Genomic DNA, 19,312 nt, shown 5'->3' on the forward strand with positions numbered 1-19,312 from the left:
CGGTCATGGCGCAGGACTACTACGAGGCGCTCGGGGTGTCGCGGTCCGCGAGCCAGGACGAGATCCAGCAGGCATATCGAAAGCTCGCCCGCAGGCACCACCCCGACGTCAACAAGGACCCCGGGGCGGAAGAGCGCTTCAAGGACCTCAACGAGGCATATAGCGTCCTGTCCGATCCCAAGACCCGGGCCCGCTACGACCGCTTCGGCGAGGATTTCCGCAAGATCCCGGAGGACTTCGACGAACGGGCCGCGGCGGGAGCGGGCGGCGGCTTCCGCGGTCGGACGACCGCAGGCGGGGGCGGCCCTCGGGTCCGGTACGCCGGCTTCGGAGACGACTTCGGAGCGGAGGGCATCGACATCGAGGACCTGTTCGGCTCCATGTTCGGAGCCGGAGCCGCCCGAGGGAGCGTCCCCGGAGCGGACCAGGAGGCCGAACTGTCGCTCACCGTCGAGGAGGCGTACCGAGGCGGCCGTCGCACCGTCACGCTCGCCGGTCCCACGGGGCAGCCGCGGCGGTACGAGGTCGACGTGCCGCCGGGCGTCACCGACGGGCAGCGCCTGCGACTGGCGGGCGAGGGAGGCCGGGGCAGTGGTGACGCCGCCGCGGGCGACCTGTACCTGCGCGTGCGTATCCAGCCCCATCCCCGGTTCCGGTTGGACGGCCGCGACGTGCACGTCCAGGTCCCGGTGGCCCACTGGGAGGCGGCCCTGGGTGCGACCGTGCCGGTGCCCACCCCCGGCGGCGGCACGGCCAAGGTCACGGTGCCCGCGGGCTCGTCCAGCGGCCGTCGGCTGCGGCTGCGCGGCGAGGGCATGCCGAACCCGCGCGGCGCGAACGGCGACCTGTACGCCGAACTCCGCATCGTGGTGCCACCCACTCTCGGCGACCGTGAGCGCGAACTGTTCGCGGAGCTCGCCGCCGCCTCCTCGTACGACCCCAGGAGGACGTGATGAACGAACCACCCGCGGGAGCGTCAGGCCCCGGCCGGGCCGGCGCGGGCAACCGTCCGGTACGAACGGGCGCCGACCTCACCGCCTCGACGGCCATCCGGTACGCGCTCGTGCCCGCCCCCAGGCTCTCCCTCGACGCCGTGTCCCGTCGCTCGGGCCTCCACCCCGATCTGATCCGGCGGTTCGTCGCCCTCGGCCTGATCGACGCCGGACGCGACGCCGCGGGACACCTGGTGTTCGACCCCACGGCCCCGGCGGTCCTCGCCCGCATCCAGCGGCTGCGCACCGGACTCTGCCTCAACTACGCATCCATCGGCCTGGTGCTCGATCTGCTCGACCGCATCAGCCTGCTCGAAGCCGCCCTGCGCGGCCGCGGCACGAGGAGTGAAACACCCCCATGGACATGAACCGTCTCACCCAGAAGTCCCAGGAAGCCCTCCAGGAGGCCCAGACCGCGGCCGGCCGCATGGGGCACACCGAGGTCGACGGGGAACACCTGCTGTTCGCACTCCTCGATCAGGAGGACGGTCTGATCCCGCGGTTGCTGGAGCAGGCCGGCAAGGAGCCGAAGGGACTGCGCGAGGCCGTGCGCGAGGAACTCTCCCGCCGCCCGAAGGTCACCGGCCCCGGCGCGGCACCCGGCCAGGTCTTCGTCACCCAGCGCCTCGCCCACCTGCTCGACGCCGCCGAGCGGGAGGCCAAACGCCTCAAGGACGAGTACGTGTCCGTGGAACACCTCCTCCTCGCCCTGGCCGAGGAGAGCTCTTCGACCGCCGCCGGGCGACTGCTCAAACAGGCCGGCATCACCAGGGACTCGTTCCTGAGCGCGCTCACTCAGGTCCGCGGCAACCAGCGCGTCACCTCCGCGAACCCCGAAGTGGCCTACGAGGCCCTGGAGAAGTACGGACGCGACCTCGTCCTCGAGGCTCGGTCCGGTCGGCTGGACCCGGTCATCGGCCGTGACGCGGAGATCCGCCGCGTCACCCAGATCCTCAGCCGCAAGACCAAGAACAACCCCGTCCTCATCGGCGACCCCGGCGTCGGCAAGACCGCCATCGTCGAGGGCCTGGCCCAGCGCATCGTTCGCGGCGACGTCCCCGAGGGCCTGCGCGACAGGACGGTGTTCGCCCTGGACATGGGCTCCCTGGTCGCCGGCGCCAAGTACCGCGGCGAGTTCGAGGAACGCCTGAAGGCCGTACTGTCCGAGGTGAAGGCCGCCGAAGGGCGCATCCTGCTCTTCGTCGACGAACTCCACACCGTCGTCGGCGCAGGCGCCGCCGAAGGAGCCATGGACGCGGGCAACATGCTCAAGCCGATGCTGGCCCGCGGCGAACTCCACATGATCGGCGCCACCACCCTCGACGAGTACCGCAAGCACATCGAGAAGGACGCCGCCCTCGAACGCCGCTTCCAGCAGGTCCTGGTCGAGGAGCCCAGCGTGGAGGACACCATCTCCATCCTGCGCGGACTGCGCGAACGCCTCGAGGTCTTCCACGGCGTCAAGATTCAGGACACCGCGATGGTCTCCGCGGCCACCCTCAGCCACCGTTACATCACCGATCGGTTCCTGCCCGACAAGGCCATCGACCTCGTCGACGAGGCGTGCGCCAGGCTGCGTACCGAGATCGACTCGATGCCCGCCGAACTCGACGAGATCACCCGTCGTGTCACGCGGCTGGAGATCGAGGATGCCGCCCTGTCCAAGGAGACCGACCCCGCCAGCAAAACACGCCTGGAGGAGCTGCGCAGGGAACTGGGCGACCTGCGCGGTGAAGCCGACGCCAAACGCGCCCAGTGGGAGGCCGAACGGCAGGCGATCCGCCGCGTGCAGGAACTGCGCCAGGAACTGGAACAGGTCCGCCACGAGGCCGAGGAGGCCGAACGCGCCTACGACCTCAACCGCGCTGCCGAACTGCGCTACGGCCGCGTCCGCGACCTGGAGCGCCGACTCGCCGCGGAGGAGGAGCAACTGGCCGCCAAACAAGGGCAGAACCGGCTGCTGCGCGAGGTCGTCACCGAGGAGGAGATCGCCGAGATCGTCGCCGCCTGGACCGGCGTCCCCGTCGCCCGCCTCCAGGAGGGCGAACGCGAGAAGCTGCTGCGCCTCGACGAGATCCTGCGCGAGCGCGTCATCGGCCAGGACGAGGCGGTCAAGCTCGTCACCGACGCCATCATCCGTGCCCGCTCCGGCATCCGCGACCCCCGCCGTCCCATCGGCTCGTTCATCTTCCTCGGCCCCACCGGCGTCGGGAAGACCGAGCTGGCCAAGACCCTCGCCCGGACCCTGTTCGACTCCGAGGACAACATGGTCCGCCTCGACATGAGCGAGTACCAGGAGCGGCACACCGTCAGCCGGCTCATGGGCGCACCGCCCGGATACGTCGGCTACGAGGAAGGCGGCCAGCTCACCGAGGCCGTGCGCCGCAAGCCGTACTCGGTCGTCCTGTTCGACGAGGTCGAGAAGGCGCACACCGATGTCTTCAACACGCTGCTCCAGATGCTCGACGACGGTCGCATCACCGACGCGCAGGGCCGCACCGTCGACTTCCGCAACACCGTGATCATCATGACGTCCAACATCGGCTCCGAGCACCTCCTCGACGGCGCCACCGCCGAGGGTGAGATCAAGCCCGACGCCCGCGCCCTGGTGATGGGCGAGCTGCGCGGGCACTTCCGCCCGGAGTTCCTCAACCGCGTCGACGACATCGTGCTGTTCAAGCCGCTCGGTGAGCGGCAGATCGAGCGGATCGTGGAGCTGCAGTTCGACGAGCTGCGGCGGCGGCTCGCCGAGCGCCGCATTACCGTCGAACTCACCGACGCTGCGCGGGTGGTGATCGCCCATCAGGGCTACGACCCGGTGTACGGGGCCCGGCCGCTGCGGCGTTACATCTCCCACGAGGTCGAGACGCTGGTCGGACGCGCCCTCCTGCGCGGCGACGTCCAGGACGGTGCGACGGTGCGCGTCGACGCCGAGCACGGAGAGCTGGTGGTCACCTACGACCAGCAGGAGGACGACCGGGAAGCGAGGGCGGCGTGAACACCACCCGGACGACCACGGTGACCTGCCCGAACTGCGGTCGCGGCAACCGGATTCCCGTGGCTGCCGAGGGACGGCCCCGATGCGGCCACTGCAAGCAGCCCCTGCCCTGGGTCGTCGACGCGGGCGACAGCGACTTCGCCGAGGTCGCCGACAACGCCACGGTGCCCGTCGTCGTCGACCTCTGGGCCACCTGGTGCGGCCCCTGCCGCATGGTCAGCCCAGCCCTCGAACAGGTCGCCCGGGACCTCGCCGGACAGATCAAGCTCGTCAAGGTCGACGTCGACCAGAACCCACGGCTCAGTCGGCGGTTCGAGGTGCAGGCGGTGCCGACCCTGCTCGTCCTGGACCGGGGCGAGACGCTCGCCCGGCAGGCCGGCGCGGCACCCGCGCCCGTCCTGCGCTCCTGGGTCGAGCAGGCGGTGGCGGGCCGGCAGACCGCTGCGGGAGGGTGAAGGCGACGGTGCTGAGGAAGACCATCGCCGGCCGCGGCCGATCAGGCCCACTTCACGGAAGGAAAACCCTCATGGCCACGATTCCCGACCCGCACCTGGCGATGGTTCGCCCAGTGACGCCGCGTACCCCGCAGGGTTGTGAGGAGTGCCTCAGGGAGCAGTCCCCATGGCTCCACCTGCGCCTGTGCCTCACCTGTGGGCACGTCGGCTGCTGCGATTCCTCCCCCCTCAAGCACGCCAGGCGGCATGCGGGGAGCGTCGGTCACCCCGTCGTGCAGTCCTTCGAGCCGGGAGAGGACTGGCGCTGGTGCTTCGTCCACGAGGCGCTGGTCTGATGAGCACGGCCGAGCACGAGAAGGGTGCGGTCCGCGAGACACCGGACCGGTACGGGGCGTTCCCGCGCCTCACGCCGGAGCAGCTCGAGGACCTGAGCGCGCACGGTGAGCGCCGCAGGACCGCCGAGGGCGAGGTGCTGTACCGCGAGGGCGAGCCGTTCCGGGAGTTCCTCGTGATCCTCAGCGGGACCGTCGAAATCCTCAGCGACCAGGGCGGCCCCGACGAGCGCACGGTCGCGGTCCACGGACCCGGCAGGTTCCTGGGCGAACTCGGACTGCTGGAGGGCCAGGCGGCGTTCAACACCGCCGTGGTGCGCGAGGCCGGCGAGATCCTTGCCGTACCGGTGGAGCGGCAACGCGCCCTGGTCGGCAGCGACCCCGTCCTCGGCGACCTGATCCTCCGCGCCTACCTGGGCCGCAGGTACCTGCTCATCGGCCTCGGCGCCGGCTTCCGGATCCTGGGGTCGTGCTACTCACGGGACACGCTGCGGCTGCGCGAGTTCGCCGCCCGCAACCGGCTGCCCCACCGCTGGGTGGATCTGGAGAGGGACAAGGAGGCCGAGGCACTGCTGCGCCGGTTCGCCATCCGTCCCGAGGAGACACCGGTGGTCCTCTGGCAGGGCGAGCGGCTCCTGCGCAATCCGAGCAACGCCGAACTCGCCCGGCTCATCGGGCTGCCCGCCCCCGCCCCCTCGGCCGAGAACGAACGGTGCGAGGTCATGGTGGTCGGTGCGGGCCCCGCAGGACTCGCCGCCGCCGTGTACGGCGCCTCCGACGGCCTCACCACGGTCACCGTCGACGCCGTGGCCACGGGAGGCCAGGCAGCGACCTCGTCCCGCATCGAGAACTACCTCGGCTTCCCGTCCGGCATCTCCGGGGGCGAACTCATCGAGCGTGCGGTGCTCCAGGCGCACAAGTTCGGCGCCCGCCTGATGGTGCCGGCGGAGGTCAGCGCGCTCACCCCGCAGGACGATGAGTACATCGTCACGTTCACAGACGGCTCCCGGGCCCGGGCCGGCGCCGTGGTGCTCGCCTCGGGCGTGCGGTACCGCAGGCTCGAAGTGCCCGGCATCGACCGCCTGGAAGGGATCAGCGTCTACTACGCGGCGACGGTCCACGAGGCCGGCCTCTGCCGCGCCGACCCGGTCGCCGTGGTCGGCGGCGGGAACTCCGCCGGACAAGCGGCGCTGTTCCTCGCCCAGCACGCGTCCGAGGTCCACCTCCTCGTCCGGGGCAGCGACCTCAACGCGGACATGTCGCGCTACCTGGTGGACCAGGTGGAGCAGCACCCCAAGATCGAGGTGCTGCTCCACACCGAAGTACGGGGCGTCGCCGGCAAGGAGAAGCTGGAGTCGCTGACGGTGGAGGACAACGCAAGCCATGAGCGCCGTGAGCTGCAGGCCGCGGCGCTGTTCGTCTTCATCGGCGCCCGGCCCCGCACGGAATGGCTGGGGGGCGTGCTGGCCCTGGACGAGAGGGGCTTCGTCCTCACCGGCGCCGACGCCGGGGCGGTGGCCGATACGAACCGGTGGGCCTCGCTGGGCCGCGATCCGATGCTGCTGGAGACCACCCTGCCCGGGGTCTTCGCCGCCGGCGACGTCAGGAGCGGCTCGGTGAAACGGGTGGCCTCGGCGACCGGTGAAGGCGCCATGGCGATCCGCCTCGTGCACGAGCACCGGGAACGGAAGGGAAACCTGGTCACCGTCGGCCCCGAGGGACGCCGGCCGGAAGCGGGCGGGCCCGTGTCCTCGCGCTGACCCGGCCCCTGACGGACCCGACACATGGCCCCACCCGTAAGGACAGCGTGTCACCACGGCTTCGCCTCCACCCCGGGGCATCCTGTGAACCCTTGCAATCGCGGAGGACAGCCGAGGAGGATGGTCCGGTCGTGCGGGAGTCGTCGCAGGGCGTCACGGTCGTAGCTCTCCTGGCCGATCCGGACGCGCCCACGGACGTCGCGCGGCGCATCGCCCGGATGCTTCCTGACCGGCTCGCTGAAAAGGCGGGCCAGGGGCGTCGGTTCGACGTCAAGGTGGTCAGTGAGCCCTTCACCTCGGGGACCGAGGACCCGCACACCTTGATGCGCCGGATCATGGAGCGCGCAAGTGCGGAGAACTGGGACGTCGTGGTGGCCCTCACCGACCTTCCGCTGCACTCACACGGGCGCAGGATTCTTGTGGATCTGAGTCACGAACACGGCTTGGCGCTGCTGTCCCTTCCTTCCCTGGGGGGCTTGCGGCTGCAGACGAGAGCCCGGCGGGCAGTGGAAGAAGCCGTGCTCGGCTTGGCCGGTCCGCAGTCCACCGGGGCTGAGGGGCTTCCGCGCAGTCAGCCGCTTCCGGGCCCTTTCGCCGGTCGTCTCGCGCCTGTCCACCGGGGCCAGGTCGGTGACGAGGAGGCTGCCGATCTCCGGTACATCGTCAGCGGGCCGCGCGGCTACCTGCGGGTGCTCGTCGGTATGGTCCGCGCGAACCGGCCTTGGCGCTTGGTGTCGGGCCTGTCGAAAGCCCTGGCGGCCGCACTCGCCACGGGAGCCATCGCCACCCTGGACTCCACCACCTGGAGCCTCTCCGGTGCCCTGAGCGCGCCACGCCTCGTGATCGCCATGGTCGGGTCCGTCGGGCTCATGATCGGCTGGCTGATCGTGGACGGGGAGCTGTGGCACCGATCGACGGAGGGATCGCCGGAGGCGAGGCAGAGGGCGCGGCTCTACAACACCTCGACGGTCCTCACCGTCGGTATCGGGGCGCTCGTCTGCTACGTGGGATTGATGGTCATCAACTTGGTGTGGGCGCTGTTCATCCTCAACGACCGGGTGTTCGCTTCCACGACAGGAACCCCGCTGCACGCCACGGAGTACTTGACGTTGTCCTGGTTCGTCGCTTCGGTCGCCACGGTGGCCGGCGCGCTGGGATCGGGCTTGGAGAGCGACGAGGCGATCCGCGCAGCCGCCTACTCCACGCGCGAAGAGCAACGTCGCCACATGCTCCAAGGCGACCACGGTGACCAGCTGATGACCTGAGTCTGAGATGCGTCGCTGGTTGGTGATCGTCAGGGCCCGACGACATCGCCGGTCGATCGGCGGCCCCCGAGGGCCACGAGGACCCCCGCCTCAGGCTCAACATTCTCGGCGGCGTGGCCGGCACGACCCGGTAGCGGGGCCGGGCTAGGCTCCTGCCCGTGACGTGGCTGCGGGCCCTCCGGGAAGTCGTGCGATCCGGGCTCACGATCGAGGAGGCGCGACTTGAGCCCCTGCTCGCGCTGCGCACAGCTGTGGGGGTGGCGCTCGTCATCGGGCCGGCGCTGTGGCTGGCATCCCCGGCGTACGCCGCGTCCGCCGCCCTCGGCGCCTACTCCGCGGGCGCAGCCACGTTCCAGCGCACCTGGCGTCCCCGCAAAGTCATCGCGCTCGGCGCGGGCGTAGGTCTGGCACTCGGCACCTTCCTCGGGTATCTGGCCGCGGGGCGACTCGCGACGTTCCTCCCACTGCTGGCCGTATGGGCCTTTGCCGCAGGGATGGCGTGGGCCGTCGGATCGACCGCCGGGATCGTCGCGGCGACGACGGTCGGCAGCATGCTGGTGACCGTCACCCTGCCCACGAGCATCGGGCGGGCCCTGGAGCACGCCGGGATCATCGCGCTCGGGGGCGTGGCGCAGGCCCTGCTGATCCTGCTGTTCCCGATCCGCCGTTGGGGGGCGCATCGTGACGCGCTCGCCGACGCCCTGGCCGCCGTGGCGGACTACGCCCGCCGGCTGCGGCACGACCCGACCGCCCCGTTCGACGCGGAACCGTTGATGACGGCCCGGGACGCGGCCGCCGTGACGCCGTCGCAGGCCCGCACCCGTCCCTCCGTCCTGCACGGCCCCAGGGGACTCGCCGAGCGCATTCGGCCCGTCGTCGCCGCACTCGCCGACCCGGGTGTCGGCGCCCCGCCGGAGGGACCCGGGCGGGACCGGGCAAGGGAGCTGCTCGACGCGGCCGCCGAGGTCCTGGATGCGGCCGCCCGTTCGATCCGCCGCGGCACTCCCGCCGAGGTGTCGCCCGGAAGCACGGACGCCCTGTGCGTCGACGAGGAGCACGAGGTGCTGGAGGGCCCCGCGCGGCAGGCCGCCGAGCGGCTCGTGGAACTGCTTGGCGAGGCCTTGGAGATCGCCCGGTGCGGCACGCCCGGGAGGACGCCCGCGCCGCCCGTCCCCGAGGACGCCCAGGTCCTGGTGCGCCCGACCATGTTCCGGCTGGTCCCGGTCGTGGTCCGGGCGGTCCGACGTGAGCTCCGCCGGGACTCGCCCGTGTTCCGGCACGCCGTCCGCCTGGCGGCGGTGGCCACGCTCGGCTACCTGATCGCCGCCCGGCTTCCGGTGGGCCACGGCTATTGGGTGCCCATCACTTCGGTGATGGTGATGCGGCCGGACTTCCACCAGACGTACGCGCGGGCGGTGGCCCGTCTCGCCGGGACCCTGGCGGGGGTCGCGCTCGCCACGGGGATGGTGCGGGCCCTGGGCCCGGACGCCCAGGTGTTCGGTCTGCTGGCGGTGGTCTCGGCGGGCCTGTCGTTCATGCTGAACCGTACCGGCTACGCCTACTCCCAGTGCTTCACTGCCGCATACGTCGTCTTCCTGCTCGGCATGGGCGGCCAGGCGTGGGAGCAGACGGTCCCGGAGCGGGTGGTGCTCACCCTGCTCGGCGGGGCCCTCGCGATGCTGGCGTACGTGGTGTTCCCCGCATGGGAGACACCCCGACTGCCGGGCCGGCTTGCGGACTGGCTCGCCGCCGAGGGCCGTTACGCGGCCGCTGTGCTCCGCAGCTACGCCGAACCGACCCGGGAACATCACGCCGACCTGCGCAGGGCACTGCTGGCGAGCAGGGAGGCACGCGCCGCCTGGCAGGAGGCGTACGACCGGGCAAGGCAGGAACCGGTCCGCCCCAGGGGCCTGACGTCACGCGAGGCGGAGGAGGCGCAGGAGGCGATCAAGGGCTTCGACCGGGCGGCGATGCTCATGGAGAGCCACGTCCCGCGGGCCGACAGCCGTCCCGTCCCCGAGGCGGAGCGGCTCGCCGAGGCCCTGGAGGCGGACACTGCGCAGGCGGCGGTCGATGTGCGCGAGCACAGGAATCCGGACTGGGCGCGCGTGGAGGAGGCGCTCCACGCGTGGGAGGGCGCCGCCGCCGGGGACGGGAGCCCGGTAGTGCGGCGCGGGGCGGCAATGCAGAAGCGGGCCTTGGAGGCCCTCGCGACGGCCGTGAGCCGTACACCCCTGGAACGGGACGTCGGCTCCGCTCGCGAAGAGCAACGGGTGCGGGCGGCCGCGGCGACGGAAGGTGACGGATCAGGATCCGCCCACCGGGGTGGGTGACGGCTCCGGCGACGGAGGAGCGCGCCGCGCCTCCTGGAGCGGGAAGTAGTCTCCCGGCCGCGTCGAGCGACGCCACACGTACCCCGCTGTCGCCATCACGAGGATCAGACCTGCCAGGACGAGCAGTTCGACACCCTCGACGTTCCACCGGAAGGACTTCTCCGCCTCGGCCGTCACGATGAGCACCTTGCGGATGCCGGCAACCAGGCCGACGACGAGGAACGGCTCCGCGTCGAGGGTCTGGTTCCTGATGGTCAGGCGGACGGTGTGGAGCAGCTCGGCCACGATGAACAGCACAAGGCTGTTGTCCAGGGCGGACAGAACGACCGCCTCCTCCTCGTACGGCCCCTGGATCGACCTGATGACGTCGTGGACCACCCCGACGGTCAGGATCCCCGCGAGCAGTACGAGGAGCGCCGCGACAATGAGGTGGATGCCGTCCTCGAGGAGCTGCAGGAGGCCCTGTACCCGGCCGCCGCCCTCGGTCTTCGGGAGTTTGGGTCTCACGGTCGGCATCCTAGGGGCGCCCCAGGCCAGCGGGCGCGGCTCGCTGTGCTGCCAAACGGGTGGACGAGGGATTCCTCCCTGGTGGCAGCCTGCGGGGGTGGGACGAGGCGCGACATCAGCGACCGAGTTCTGCCCCGCGGCCGGAGAAGGCAGGGCCGGGGTCGGCCTCGTTCCTCGCGGCGGCCCTGCAGGCCACGGACGTCGTCCCGCGGGTGTGATTGTCGAGGAACACCAGTCCGGCCATGTTGGGGCGCTGCGCCGGCAGGTCCGGGGCGCCACGGCCCAGGTGCCCGGCGAACAGCGTGTGACCCAGGCGGTTCCACGCCAGCACGTCACTACAGCAGAAGGGCCCAGATCTCTATCGGAGATCTGGGCCCTTCTGAGCAGTAGCGGGGACAGGATTTGAACCTGCGACCTCTGGGTTATGAGCCCAGCGAGCTACCGAGCTGCTCCACCCCGCGTCGATGCCTCCACCATACGGCACCCTTGGCCTGGGCTTCTCCGGATTTCCTGGCCGACCTGCTGTCGCAAGCGCTCGCAGCTTGCAGGGGCATTCGTTCTCTGCCGCCTCCGGCGATGGGGGAGTGCGGGCCGCAGCTGCCGGGGAGCGGCGGCCCGCACTGCTGTTTCCGAGGATGTCCTGACGACTGCGAAGCTATGCGGTTCGCGTGGTGCCGCGGGCCTACCGGGTGGCCTTGCTATCAGTCTGAGTCCCGCGGAAGGCATCGGCGCGAGAGGTCAGATGAGGGAGGGCAGGATGCCGCGGGGCCAGTGCCCGAGCCAGAATGCGGCGGCTGAGGGCCGGTCCTGGGCCTCGGTTGAACCGTCGCGCAGCAGGTACTCGGTGGGAGCCACATAGCCTGCGACCGGGGCGAGGCGTATTCGGATGATGCGGATGGGGCGGCCGCTGGCGACGTAGTCGCGGTAGTCCTGGGTGTGCGGGTGGCGGTCGGCGTGGCAGTCGGGGTGGACGGCTCGGCAGACCGCTTGGGCGTCGATGGCACCGAGAATGATGTATCGCACTCCGGGGCCGAGGTTGAGGCAGAGCCTGCGGCGTCCGGTGTGCCTGTCGGCGTACGCGAGCTTGTCCCAGTTGTCGAGGTGCAGCCCGATCAGTCGGCCGTCCTCGTAGATGTCGGTGGTCGTGGTCATGTCGGGCTTGGCGAGGGCTTGACCGAGGTACACCGCGTCCGGGTCGCCCAGTGGGCCGGTGAGGTCTTCGAGCGGGAGTCCTTCCCGAAACGTGGGCCGGACGATCTCCACGAGGGCGCTGTCCAGGGGTCGACGAGGGGCCGTGACCGCCTTGACGTCCGCTTCCCTCATGGGGCGCCACTGCCCGGCGGGGATGATCGCGCCGGGCTCGTATGCGGCCTCGTCGGGGCGGGTGGTCCGGACGGTGGCGACCTCACAGCGGGCGCGGAGGGCGGACGGGGCGCCGTAGGCGATGTGCAGGGGCACGAGGTCCTCCCGGTCAGTCGTCCCCGATGATGATGTCGAGTTCGTGCACCAAGGCCTCGGCAAGGTCGGACTGCTGCCCGGGGTCGATGCGGACCTTGGCGAGGTTCGCGACACCGCGGATGGCCGACAGGTCGTTCTCCCGAAGGTCGGTGTTGCGGTAGCGCCCCGTGCCGAATTCGGTGAGCCGGAGCGTGCAATCGGTGAACACGACGTCGGACAGGTCACAGTCGGTGAACGTGGCCTCTGTGAGGACGCAGCCGATGAAGGCCACGGGGCCGGTGACGCGGACCTTCTCGAAGGTGGCGAAGTCGAGCTTGCAACCTTCGAACAGCACGTCGTCGAGGACCAAACCATCCAGGGAGATGCCCATCAGCTTGCAGTCCCGGAAGTGGACGCGGGTCAGCTTGCTGCCGGTCCAGTGTGCCGAACCGAGCTCGCTGTCGCCGATCTCCACACCGTGGAGGTTGACCTGCTCGAGCTCGACCCGCTTCGCATGGATGCCCGCGATCCGGCCGGTGACCAGCTGGGTCTCCGCGAGGTCGAGCGATCGGAGATCGGCGTCCCCGTACGCGAAGTCCTGGACGGTGCCGCGGGAGCTGTCGAGGCTGTCGACGTTGCTCAGGTAGAGGCCGGGCTCGTCCAGTTCAGGCAGCGTGATCGTGGTGTGCCCGAAGGTTCGGATGGCCATGGTGCTCCTTGTCGTTGGGGCGGGGCGGCCCCGCGCGGCGGCGGGACCGCCCGCTGTCGGCGGGTGCTACTTGTTCTTCCAGTTGTCCCCGGTGGGCCGGTTGTCGAAGGTGGCCGTGGGGTCGTCCCAGGTCGGGCGGTTGTCGAACGTGGCGAGGGCTTGGCGTGCTCGGCTTCCGAGGTGAGCTGGTTCCTCCAAGTGGCGTTGGTCCAGGCGTTCTCCCAGCGGGCGAAGGCGGTTCGCGGCGTGGGCGCCCCCACAGAAGGCGAAGGCGGGGCAGGTGGCGCGGCACGCGTCGACGCCCTGCCAGAACTCAGTGATCCAGGAAATGCGTTCCTCGGCCTCGGCCACGAGGACGTCCAGGCCGTCTTTGAGCACGTTGCCGGTGGTGAAGTCGCCGAACCGGGCGTCGGTGAACCCCGCCAGCTCTGGGGAGAGCATGACCACCCCACCGTCGTGGGCGACGGTGGGCATTGGATCCCAAGGTGCAGAGGTGGGCGTGGGGGCGGTCTCGTGCCTGCCGAGAACGGCACCGGCGAAGTTGACCACGCGCTGGATCTCCCGCAGACGGATCACCGGATTTGCCCGCCAGGCATCCGCGAGGGCGGCCCAGAACTCGGTCGCGCGCACGGGTCGGAATCCTTGGCCCCTCGGTTGACCCCTTCTTCCTCTCTGCGCACGCTGTGATGGAGGACGAAGTCCGGCGTGGCCCCGGCCACGTACGCGTAGGCGTCCCGGGCGACGCCCGTATCGGGGAGGCGGAGCTGCTCGAAGACGGGCAGGGGTGCGTCAGCGGACATGGTGCGCTCCTTCGTTCGGACCGCGCGACTGAAGCGGAGGACGTGCTTTGTCCGTCATGAGGCGAACGTAGGTGTGATCCGGGCGAAGGAGTCAGTGGCATGCATGCCATCCGGCGATAGAATCGTGCCATCGGCATCGGTGTGGGATGTGAGAATGTCAGGCGGAAAGCACCAGGTGGTCGTGGTGGCTCTCGAGAACGTCCTCGCACTCGACATCGGGATACCCGTGCAGGTTTTCGGGAGCTGGCCGGACGGGCCCTACACGCTGACCGTGTGTGCGGAACGCCCCGGGCTCGTCGTGATGCACGGCGGCCCCGTGTTGTCGGTCACCGAGGGCTTGGATGCCCTGGCCACCGCGGACACCGTGATGGTCCCGGGGTACTTGGAACCCGACGCACCATCGGCCGCGGTCAGCGCAGCCCTCGCAGAGGCGGCAGCGCGGGGCAGCCGCATGGTGTCCATCTGCTCGGGCGCGTTTGCCCTCGCCGCCGCCGGCCTGCTCGACGGCCGACGGGCCACCACGCACTGGCAGTACGCAGGAGCACTGGCGAAGCAGTACCCACGGGTGACGGTGCAGCCGGAGGCTCTGTACATCGACGAAGGCCAGGTGCTGACCTCCGGCGGCGTCACCGCCGGCCTCGACCTGTGCCTGCACCTCATCCGTCGCGATCACGGCCCCCGACTGGCGAACCAGCGAGCACGTCTGCTGGTCGCCGCGCCCCACCGTACGGGCGGTCAGGCCCAGTTCATGGACCTGCCGGTGCCCACCGCACCGGATGACAGACCGGCGCCGGTGTACGAGTGGGCCCTGCGCAACCTGCACCAGCCGCTCACCGTCGACCAGTTGGCGCGCCAGGCCGGGATGTCCCGCCGCACGCTCATCCGCCGCTTCCATGCCGACACCGGGCTCCCGCCTATGCGTTGGCTGCTCGACGCAAGGCTCGGCCTCGGACGGGAACTCCTGGAGACGAGCGACCTGACGGTGGAGGCCGTCGCGCGACGCTGCGGCCTGGGCACGCCGGCCAACTTCCGGACCCTGTTCAAAGCCCATGTCGGAGTACCGCCCCGCGTGTACCGCGAGACGTTCAACCCGGCTCCGTTGGGAGAGGCGTGATGCCGGCCGAGCTGGGTCCGGAGCCTGGAGGGCACTGACACCCCGGGCGGTGGCGGCGATCTCACGCCGACGCCCGATCCCCAGGTACGTGGCCAGGGCGAGCTGATTCCGCTGGGCACCTCGGGGCTCGGACCTCGGCGCTCGGCGCTCGGAAAAGGAATGAGAGGCGTCCATTCGTTGTTGGACCGACCGTCTGTGCAGCATGTGATCCATCAGGCAACGCACTTCCTTCTTGACGAAGCGCCGCAGACGAGAAGGCGACGGTCATGCTCAAGATCGGCTGGACCGCCAAGATCGCCTCGTGCGGCGGGTGCGTCATCGTGCACCCGAGTACATCACCCGGACCACGAACGACAGGAGTTCGACATGAGCGAAGCACTCGACCGGAACGCAAGCGTCATCGCGGAGTTCCGTGCGAACGAGGGTCGGGTCGGCGGGGTCTTCGAGGGCGCTCCGCTGGTCCTCGTCCATCACCGCGGCCGCAAGAGCGGGCAGGAGCACGTCAGCCCGATGATGTACCTCCCGCACGACACCGCGCCGGACACCGTCTATGTCTTCGCGTCCAAGGGTGGAGCACCCACCGACCCGGACTGGTACCGCAATCTGACTGCCTCCGGTGAGGGCACCATCGAGCGCGGCACCGCGACCCACCAGGTGACCGTCCGCGAACTGACCGGCGCCGAACGCGACCGCATCTACGCCGAGCAGGCACGGCGTTACCCCGGCTTCGCCGAGTACGAACGCAAGACCGCCGGGATCCGCACCATTCCCGTGCTCGAACTCCGGCAGGTGTAGCCCGCACCCCTTTCGGCTTGGAGGTCGGCGCCGGGGTTGCCGGATTCTCGCCCGGTGACGAGGTGATCGGATTCAACCAGAAGCGGGCCTCCCAGGCCGAGCTGGCCCTGGTCGAGGCCGGTGACCTCACGCGCAAGCCGGAGAAGGTCTCATGGGAGGTGGCCGGCAGCCTGTACGTCGTCGGCGTCACCGCAGTGGGGGCGGTACGCGCCGTCCAGCCCGAGGAGGGCGAGACCGTCGTCATCTCCGGAGCCGCTGGGGGAGTCGGTTCGCTAGCCGCCCAGCTCGCGCGCCGTACCGGGGCCACGGTCATCGGCCTGGCGAGCGAGAGCAACCACGAGTGACTCAAGAGCGACGACGTGATCCCGGTCGCGTACGGCGAGGGCGTCGCGGACCGCATCGGGGCCGCCGCCCCCAGCGGCGTGGACGCCTTCATCGACACGTTTGGCCACGGGTACGTCGAGTTGGCCCTCGCCCTCGGCGTCGCGACCGATCGGATCGACACCGTCGCCGATTTCGCGGCCGCCGAGAAGTACGGGGTGAAGACCGACGGAGGGGTCGCGGCCGGGCCGGGAGCCGGGGTGCTCGCCGAGCTTGCCGGCCTGATCGCCGACGGACACCTCGAGGTGCCGATCGCGAACGTCTACCCGCTGGCGCGGGTCCGCGAGGCCTACACCGAGCTCGAACGCCGCCACACCCACGGCAAGATCGTCCTCAAGCCCTAGGGCGTGTCCGCAAAGTAGCGCCGTGCGCCCGAAGGGCGGTCCCGCGGCGCCCGGTGGCCCGCCCCCGTACCCGCCCTTGGGGCCACCGGCAGCGGTCACCTGTGGGCGTAGCGGCTGCGCATGGCGTCGCTGGCCGCGGGGCCCGCTGCGAAGACGTAGGCGCGGCTGTCGTCGAGCCGGCGGCCGGTCCCGGCGTCGACGACCACGGGTTGTACCTCCTCGCCGCTTTCCGCGTCGACGAGAATCATGCTGCGTTCGTGCGGCTCCAGCCGGGAATTGCCCCACGCGGCCAGGGCGACGATCACCGGGCGCAGGGAGCGCCCGAGATCGGTCAGCACGTACTCGTGGCGGACCGGGTTGGTCTGGTAGGGCCGACGCTCCAGCAACCCGTCCGTCACGAGGGTCTTCAGGCGGGCCGTGAGCATGCTCGAGGAGATGCCCAGGTTTTCCTGGAACTGATCGAAGCGGGTGTAGCCGTCGAAGGCGTCGTGGAGGATCAGCAGCGTCCACCACTCACCGACGTGCTCCACCGTCGTGGACAGCGGGCACTCCCGGTCCTCCAGCCTGATGCGGCTCGCCACGGTGACCATCCCCTCGGTTACTGCTAAAGTCGAAGTTAGTTGCTTCTATTTTAGCAGTAACCGAGTGCCGCGGCGCCCGCGCGCACCGGGGATCGGAAGGCGTCATGACCAGTCCCGTCAACGAATCACTCGAAGGCCGCCGCGCCCTGGTCACCGGCGGCACCAAGGGCACCGGAGCGGCCATCGCCCGACGGCTCGCCGCCGTCGGCGCCGACGTGCTCGTCACCGGCCGCAGCCGCCCCGAGGAGGTCGAGGAAAAGACCTTCATCGCCGCCGACCTCTCGACCGCCGAGGGCATCGACCGGGCGATCGCCGAAGTGGAGGCACGTCTGGGAGGTGTCGACGTCATCGTCCACACCCTCGGCGGCTCCGAGGCGCCGGCCGGTGGGTTCGCGGCGCTCGGCGAGGAGGACTGGGCCAAGGAGCTCAACGTGAACCTGCTGGCCGCGGTCCGCCTGGACCGCGGCCTTCTGCCCGGCATGATCGAGAGTGGCAGGGGCGTGATCGTGCACGTCACCTCGATCCAGCGCCGCATGCCCCTGTGGAACGGCACCCTGGCCTACGCGGCGGCCAAAGCGGCGCTGACCACCTACAGCAAGGGCCTGGCCAACGAGGTCGCCCCGCACGGCGTCCGCGTCAACACCGTCTCGCCGGGCTTCATCCAGACCACCGCCGCAGACAACCTGGTCGCCAGGATCGCCCAGGAGGGCGGCGTCACCCGGGAAGCCGCCCTGAACCGGCTCATGGACTCGCTCGGCGGGATTCCCCTCGGCCGCCCCAACCGACCCGAGGAAGTCGCCGAACTCGTCGCCTTCCTCGTCTCCGACCGCGCCTCGGCCATCGTCGGAGCCGAACACGTCATCGACGGCGGCACCACCCCCACCGTCTGAGCCCCCACAGTCGAGAGGACCGTCATGCCGAGCCATCAGCCCCACGCCATCGCCCCGGGTGACTTGCCCGAGACGATCACCCGCTACCTGCGGGCCCATCGAGACCACGACACCTCGACCGCAGTCGCCGCCTTCACCGGCGACGCCACGGTGACCGACGACGGCAGCACGTATCGGGGCGCCACTGCAATCGAGCAGTGGCTGAACCGATCCGCCACTGAATTCACCTACACCATCGAGCTCATCGATGCGCAGCAGATCGATCCGGCCCACTACGTCGCCACGCATCACCTCGAAGGCGACTTCCCCGGGGGCAGCGTCGATCTGCGCTATCGGTTCAGCCTCCGCGACGATCTGATCGAGCGCCTGGTCATCGAGCCATGATCCGCCTGGGTGTGCTCCTTCTCGACCCCCGCTGCCGGTGGGTTCGGCGGAGCGGCCGTCATGGGCCGGCGGCGTTTCCTTGTGGTGTCGACGGCTGCCGTGGGCACGACCTCGACAGTCGGGCTGACCGTCAACGGGGAGCGGCGGTCCGCGGCGGTGGACAACAGAACCTCGCTCCTCGACCTCCTGCGGGAACACCTGGGGCTGCCCGGTACCAAGAAGGGCTGTGACCAGGGAGCTTGCGGGGCGTGCACGGTCCTGGTGGACGACCGCAGGGTGAACTCCTGCCTCACGTTCGCCGTCATGCACGACGGTGCGCGCGTCACCACGTGCGCCGTGCCGGCCTGCCCGGCCTGGAGGCCACCGGTCAACGCCGACGTGCCCGAACGGGCCGTTCTCCCGGCGGGGTGATCAGTGACGGCTGTTCAGGAAGCCGATCGCGACCGCGCCCCACCAGGCGGCTTGGGACACGGATGCCGTCACGCCGCCACGGATCATCAGCGGGCGGGGGACGGGGCCGCCGGCGGCGGCGGACAGTCGGCGGTGGAGTGCGGATGCCTGGACACCGTTGAGCGAGAGCACCAGGACGAGGCCGAGTTTGACGCACGTCATCGGTGAACCGAGATCGGGGTGGAGGAAGGCGCCGCTGAAGAGCAGGCCGCCGAGGCCGATCCACACGGGTGTGTGCAGGGGGGCGGTGAAGTCGAGGACCTCACGGAGGGTCTTGCGGCCGGTGAGCCACAGGGCGCCGTAGTAGTCGATGGCGAGGACCGCGCCGAAGCCCAGGACCAGGGAGGCGAGGTGTACGAACAGCGCCGCGGTGTGCAGGGTGACGTCGGCGCGCAGGTGCAGCGCGATCCATGTCGTGGCTGCCCACCCGAGGCATACGGCGAGGGACGCCGCCGCGCTCCCGCACCACGCGGGGAGCTGGAGGAGTTCTGCTTCCCGTCCAGGTCTTCGCGGGGTCGCGGCGGCGTCGGCGGCGGACATGGCTGCTCCAGGGATCGTGTGCAAGGCGGGTGTACTCACGCCGGCGAGGAGCGAGCGAAGGTAAGGCTGGCCTAAGTGTCGAGGGTCGTCAAGGTGACCGTCCGCACAGTGGACAGGCTCGCCGCGGCGCCGGCGTCCTCGCGGGCTCGCACCGCGTCCCGCGCGTACGGTGGACGTAGGGCGACGGGTAGCGCCTGTGCGGGCACTGAGGCAGTTGCTGCGGGCGACGGCCCGCCGCGATGCGG

At 70.6% G+C, this 19,312-nt stretch carries 22 protein-coding genes and 1 tRNA gene; 15 read left to right on the top strand and 8 right to left on the bottom strand.

Annotated elements, in window-relative coordinates:
• The first annotated feature begins 5 nt into the window (after positions 1–5).
• The 8 genes from ACFYZS_RS07350 (at position 6) to ACFYZS_RS07385 (ending at position 10,135) form a co-directional block, all read left to right on the top strand.
• Complete coding sequence (locus tag ACFYZS_RS07350; RefSeq protein ID WP_389007748.1) at positions 6–953, top strand: DnaJ C-terminal domain-containing protein; 948 nt, start codon at positions 6–8, stop codon at positions 951–953.
• Positions 953–1,360 carry a chaperone modulator CbpM gene (locus tag ACFYZS_RS07355; RefSeq protein WP_375970994.1) on the top strand — a complete coding sequence of 136 codons (408 nt, stop codon included), beginning with the start codon at positions 953–955 and terminating at the stop codon, positions 1,358–1,360. Before ACFYZS_RS07350 ends, ACFYZS_RS07355 begins: the two co-directional genes overlap by 1 nt.
• A complete protein-coding gene (gene clpB, locus ACFYZS_RS07360) occupies positions 1,351–3,990 on the top strand; it encodes an ATP-dependent chaperone ClpB (protein WP_081521730.1) in 2,640 nt (879 codons plus the stop codon). The genes ACFYZS_RS07355 and clpB overlap by 10 nt, the downstream gene beginning before the upstream one ends.
• Positions 3,987–4,445: a thioredoxin gene (gene trxA, locus ACFYZS_RS07365; RefSeq protein ID WP_389007751.1), complete on the top strand. Its 459-nt coding sequence runs from the start codon at positions 3,987–3,989 to the stop codon at positions 4,443–4,445. The genes clpB and trxA overlap by 4 nt, the downstream gene beginning before the upstream one ends.
• Before the next feature lie 71 nt (positions 4,446–4,516).
• Positions 4,517–4,780, top strand: coding sequence for a UBP-type zinc finger domain-containing protein (locus ACFYZS_RS07370; protein ID WP_031147460.1), 264 nt, complete (start codon positions 4,517–4,519; stop codon positions 4,778–4,780).
• Positions 4,780–6,537 (top strand): FAD-dependent oxidoreductase, encoded by a 1,758-nt coding sequence (locus ACFYZS_RS07375; protein WP_375971003.1) that lies wholly within the window; start codon positions 4,780–4,782, stop codon positions 6,535–6,537. The genes ACFYZS_RS07370 and ACFYZS_RS07375 overlap by 1 nt, the downstream gene beginning before the upstream one ends.
• A gap of 131 nt (positions 6,538–6,668) precedes the next feature.
• Positions 6,669–7,802 (top strand): hypothetical protein, encoded by a 1,134-nt coding sequence (locus tag ACFYZS_RS07380; RefSeq protein ID WP_375971006.1) that lies wholly within the window; start codon positions 6,669–6,671, stop codon positions 7,800–7,802.
• Between the two features lie 158 nt (positions 7,803–7,960).
• Positions 7,961–10,135 (top strand): FUSC family protein, encoded by a 2,175-nt coding sequence (locus tag ACFYZS_RS07385; protein WP_389007753.1) that lies wholly within the window; start codon positions 7,961–7,963, stop codon positions 10,133–10,135.
• On the opposite strand, the gene ACFYZS_RS07390 is transcribed toward ACFYZS_RS07385, so the two are convergent.
• The 6 genes from ACFYZS_RS07390 to amcA form a co-directional block, all read right to left on the bottom strand.
• The gene (locus ACFYZS_RS07390; protein ID WP_388477038.1) at positions 10,109–10,651 is read right to left on the bottom strand and encodes a phosphate-starvation-inducible PsiE family protein; all 543 of its coding nucleotides are present in this window, start codon (positions 10,649–10,651) and stop codon (positions 10,109–10,111) included. The two genes, ACFYZS_RS07385 and ACFYZS_RS07390, sit on opposite strands and share 27 nt — an antisense overlap.
• Positions 10,652–10,757: 106 nt before the next feature.
• Positions 10,758–10,973 (bottom strand): hypothetical protein, encoded by a 216-nt coding sequence (locus ACFYZS_RS07395; protein WP_389007755.1) that lies wholly within the window; start codon positions 10,971–10,973, stop codon positions 10,758–10,760.
• A gap of 56 nt (positions 10,974–11,029) precedes the next feature.
• Positions 11,030–11,103: transfer RNA gene (locus ACFYZS_RS07400), tRNA-Met, on the bottom strand.
• Positions 11,104–11,380: 277 nt separating this feature from the next.
• A complete protein-coding gene (locus tag ACFYZS_RS07405; RefSeq protein ID WP_389007757.1) occupies positions 11,381–12,100 on the bottom strand; it encodes a hypothetical protein in 720 nt (239 codons plus the stop codon).
• A gap of 13 nt (positions 12,101–12,113) precedes the next feature.
• Complete coding sequence (locus ACFYZS_RS07410) at positions 12,114–12,788, bottom strand: pentapeptide repeat-containing protein (RefSeq protein ID WP_389007759.1); 675 nt, start codon at positions 12,786–12,788, stop codon at positions 12,114–12,116.
• Between the two features lie 66 nt (positions 12,789–12,854).
• Positions 12,855–13,418, bottom strand: a complete 564-nt coding sequence (amcA, locus tag ACFYZS_RS07415) for a multiple cyclophane-containing RiPP AmcA (protein ID WP_389007761.1) — start codon at positions 13,416–13,418, stop codon at positions 12,855–12,857.
• A gap of 324 nt (positions 13,419–13,742) precedes the next feature.
• Between amcA and ACFYZS_RS07420 the strand changes: the two genes are divergently transcribed.
• The 4 genes from ACFYZS_RS07420 to ACFYZS_RS07435 all read left to right on the top strand — a co-directional run bounded on the left by ACFYZS_RS07420 (position 13,743) and on the right by ACFYZS_RS07435 (position 16,222).
• Positions 13,743–14,702 (top strand): GlxA family transcriptional regulator, encoded by a 960-nt coding sequence (locus tag ACFYZS_RS07420; RefSeq protein WP_389007763.1) that lies wholly within the window; start codon positions 13,743–13,745, stop codon positions 14,700–14,702.
• A gap of 366 nt (positions 14,703–15,068) precedes the next feature.
• The gene (locus ACFYZS_RS07425) at positions 15,069–15,497 is read left to right on the top strand and encodes a nitroreductase family deazaflavin-dependent oxidoreductase (RefSeq protein ID WP_389007765.1); all 429 of its coding nucleotides are present in this window, start codon (positions 15,069–15,071) and stop codon (positions 15,495–15,497) included.
• A gap of 62 nt (positions 15,498–15,559) precedes the next feature.
• On the top strand, positions 15,560–15,841 hold the full coding sequence (locus ACFYZS_RS07430; protein ID WP_389007767.1) for a hypothetical protein: 282 nt from the start codon (positions 15,560–15,562) through the stop codon (positions 15,839–15,841).
• A gap of 15 nt (positions 15,842–15,856) precedes the next feature.
• Complete coding sequence (locus ACFYZS_RS07435; RefSeq protein WP_389007768.1) at positions 15,857–16,222, top strand: zinc-binding dehydrogenase; 366 nt, start codon at positions 15,857–15,859, stop codon at positions 16,220–16,222.
• A 95-nt stretch (positions 16,223–16,317) separates the two neighbouring features.
• Here the strand turns inward: ACFYZS_RS07435 and ACFYZS_RS07440 are convergent, their stop codons facing one another.
• Positions 16,318–16,812 carry a winged helix-turn-helix transcriptional regulator gene (locus ACFYZS_RS07440; RefSeq protein WP_389007770.1) on the bottom strand — a complete coding sequence of 165 codons (495 nt, stop codon included), beginning with the start codon at positions 16,810–16,812 and terminating at the stop codon, positions 16,318–16,320.
• A gap of 95 nt (positions 16,813–16,907) precedes the next feature.
• Between ACFYZS_RS07440 and ACFYZS_RS07445 the strand changes: the two genes are divergently transcribed.
• Genes ACFYZS_RS07445 through ACFYZS_RS07455 form a run of 3 tightly spaced genes read left to right on the top strand, consistent with a single transcriptional unit; the run spans position 16,908 to position 18,488 of the window.
• Positions 16,908–17,693, top strand: a complete 786-nt coding sequence (locus ACFYZS_RS07445; RefSeq protein WP_389007772.1) for an SDR family oxidoreductase — start codon at positions 16,908–16,910, stop codon at positions 17,691–17,693.
• 24 nt (positions 17,694–17,717) lie between these two features.
• On the top strand, positions 17,718–18,077 hold the full coding sequence (locus ACFYZS_RS07450) for a nuclear transport factor 2 family protein (protein ID WP_389007774.1): 360 nt from the start codon (positions 17,718–17,720) through the stop codon (positions 18,075–18,077).
• A gap of 60 nt (positions 18,078–18,137) precedes the next feature.
• Entirely contained in the window at positions 18,138–18,488 is a 351-nt protein-coding gene (locus tag ACFYZS_RS07455) for a 2Fe-2S iron-sulfur cluster-binding protein (RefSeq protein WP_389007776.1), read from the top strand.
• Here the strand turns inward: ACFYZS_RS07455 and ACFYZS_RS07460 are convergent, their stop codons facing one another.
• Positions 18,489–19,067: a hypothetical protein gene (locus ACFYZS_RS07460; RefSeq protein ID WP_389007778.1), complete on the bottom strand. Its 579-nt coding sequence runs from the start codon at positions 19,065–19,067 to the stop codon at positions 18,489–18,491. It lies immediately after the preceding gene.
• Positions 19,068–19,312 lie beyond the last annotated feature (245 nt).

The organism is Streptomyces sp. NPDC001903 (genome assembly GCF_042891345.1).
Classification (GTDB): domain Bacteria; phylum Actinomycetota; class Actinomycetes; order Streptomycetales; family Streptomycetaceae; genus Streptomyces.

Excerpts from the sequence above, each read along its gene's own strand:
- ACFYZS_RS07440 (WP_389007770.1), bottom strand. The coding sequence starts at position 16,812 with ATGGTCACCGTGGCGAGCCGCATCAGGCTGGAGGACCGGGAGTGCCCG.
- ACFYZS_RS07370 (WP_031147460.1), top strand. The coding sequence starts at position 4,517 with ATGGCCACGATTCCCGACCCGCACCTGGCGATGGTTCGCCCAGTGACG.
- ACFYZS_RS07455 (WP_389007776.1), top strand. The coding sequence starts at position 18,138 with ATGGGCCGGCGGCGTTTCCTTGTGGTGTCGACGGCTGCCGTGGGCACG.
- ACFYZS_RS07390 (WP_388477038.1), bottom strand. The coding sequence starts at position 10,651 with ATGCCGACCGTGAGACCCAAACTCCCGAAGACCGAGGGCGGCGGCCGG.
- ACFYZS_RS07460 (WP_389007778.1), bottom strand. The coding sequence starts at position 19,067 with ATGTCCGCCGCCGACGCCGCCGCGACCCCGCGAAGACCTGGACGGGAA.
- clpB (WP_081521730.1), top strand. The coding sequence starts at position 1,351 with ATGGACATGAACCGTCTCACCCAGAAGTCCCAGGAAGCCCTCCAGGAG.
- ACFYZS_RS07350 (WP_389007748.1), top strand. The coding sequence starts at position 6 with ATGGCGCAGGACTACTACGAGGCGCTCGGGGTGTCGCGGTCCGCGAGC.
- ACFYZS_RS07420 (WP_389007763.1), top strand. The coding sequence starts at position 13,743 with ATGTCAGGCGGAAAGCACCAGGTGGTCGTGGTGGCTCTCGAGAACGTC.
- ACFYZS_RS07450 (WP_389007774.1), top strand. The coding sequence starts at position 17,718 with ATGCCGAGCCATCAGCCCCACGCCATCGCCCCGGGTGACTTGCCCGAG.
- ACFYZS_RS07425 (WP_389007765.1), top strand. The coding sequence starts at position 15,069 with ATGAGCGAAGCACTCGACCGGAACGCAAGCGTCATCGCGGAGTTCCGT.
- ACFYZS_RS07355 (WP_375970994.1), top strand. The coding sequence starts at position 953 with ATGAACGAACCACCCGCGGGAGCGTCAGGCCCCGGCCGGGCCGGCGCG.
- ACFYZS_RS07445 (WP_389007772.1), top strand. The coding sequence starts at position 16,908 with ATGACCAGTCCCGTCAACGAATCACTCGAAGGCCGCCGCGCCCTGGTC.
- ACFYZS_RS07375 (WP_375971003.1), top strand. The coding sequence starts at position 4,780 with ATGAGCACGGCCGAGCACGAGAAGGGTGCGGTCCGCGAGACACCGGAC.
- ACFYZS_RS07410 (WP_389007759.1), bottom strand. The coding sequence starts at position 12,788 with ATGGCCATCCGAACCTTCGGGCACACCACGATCACGCTGCCTGAACTG.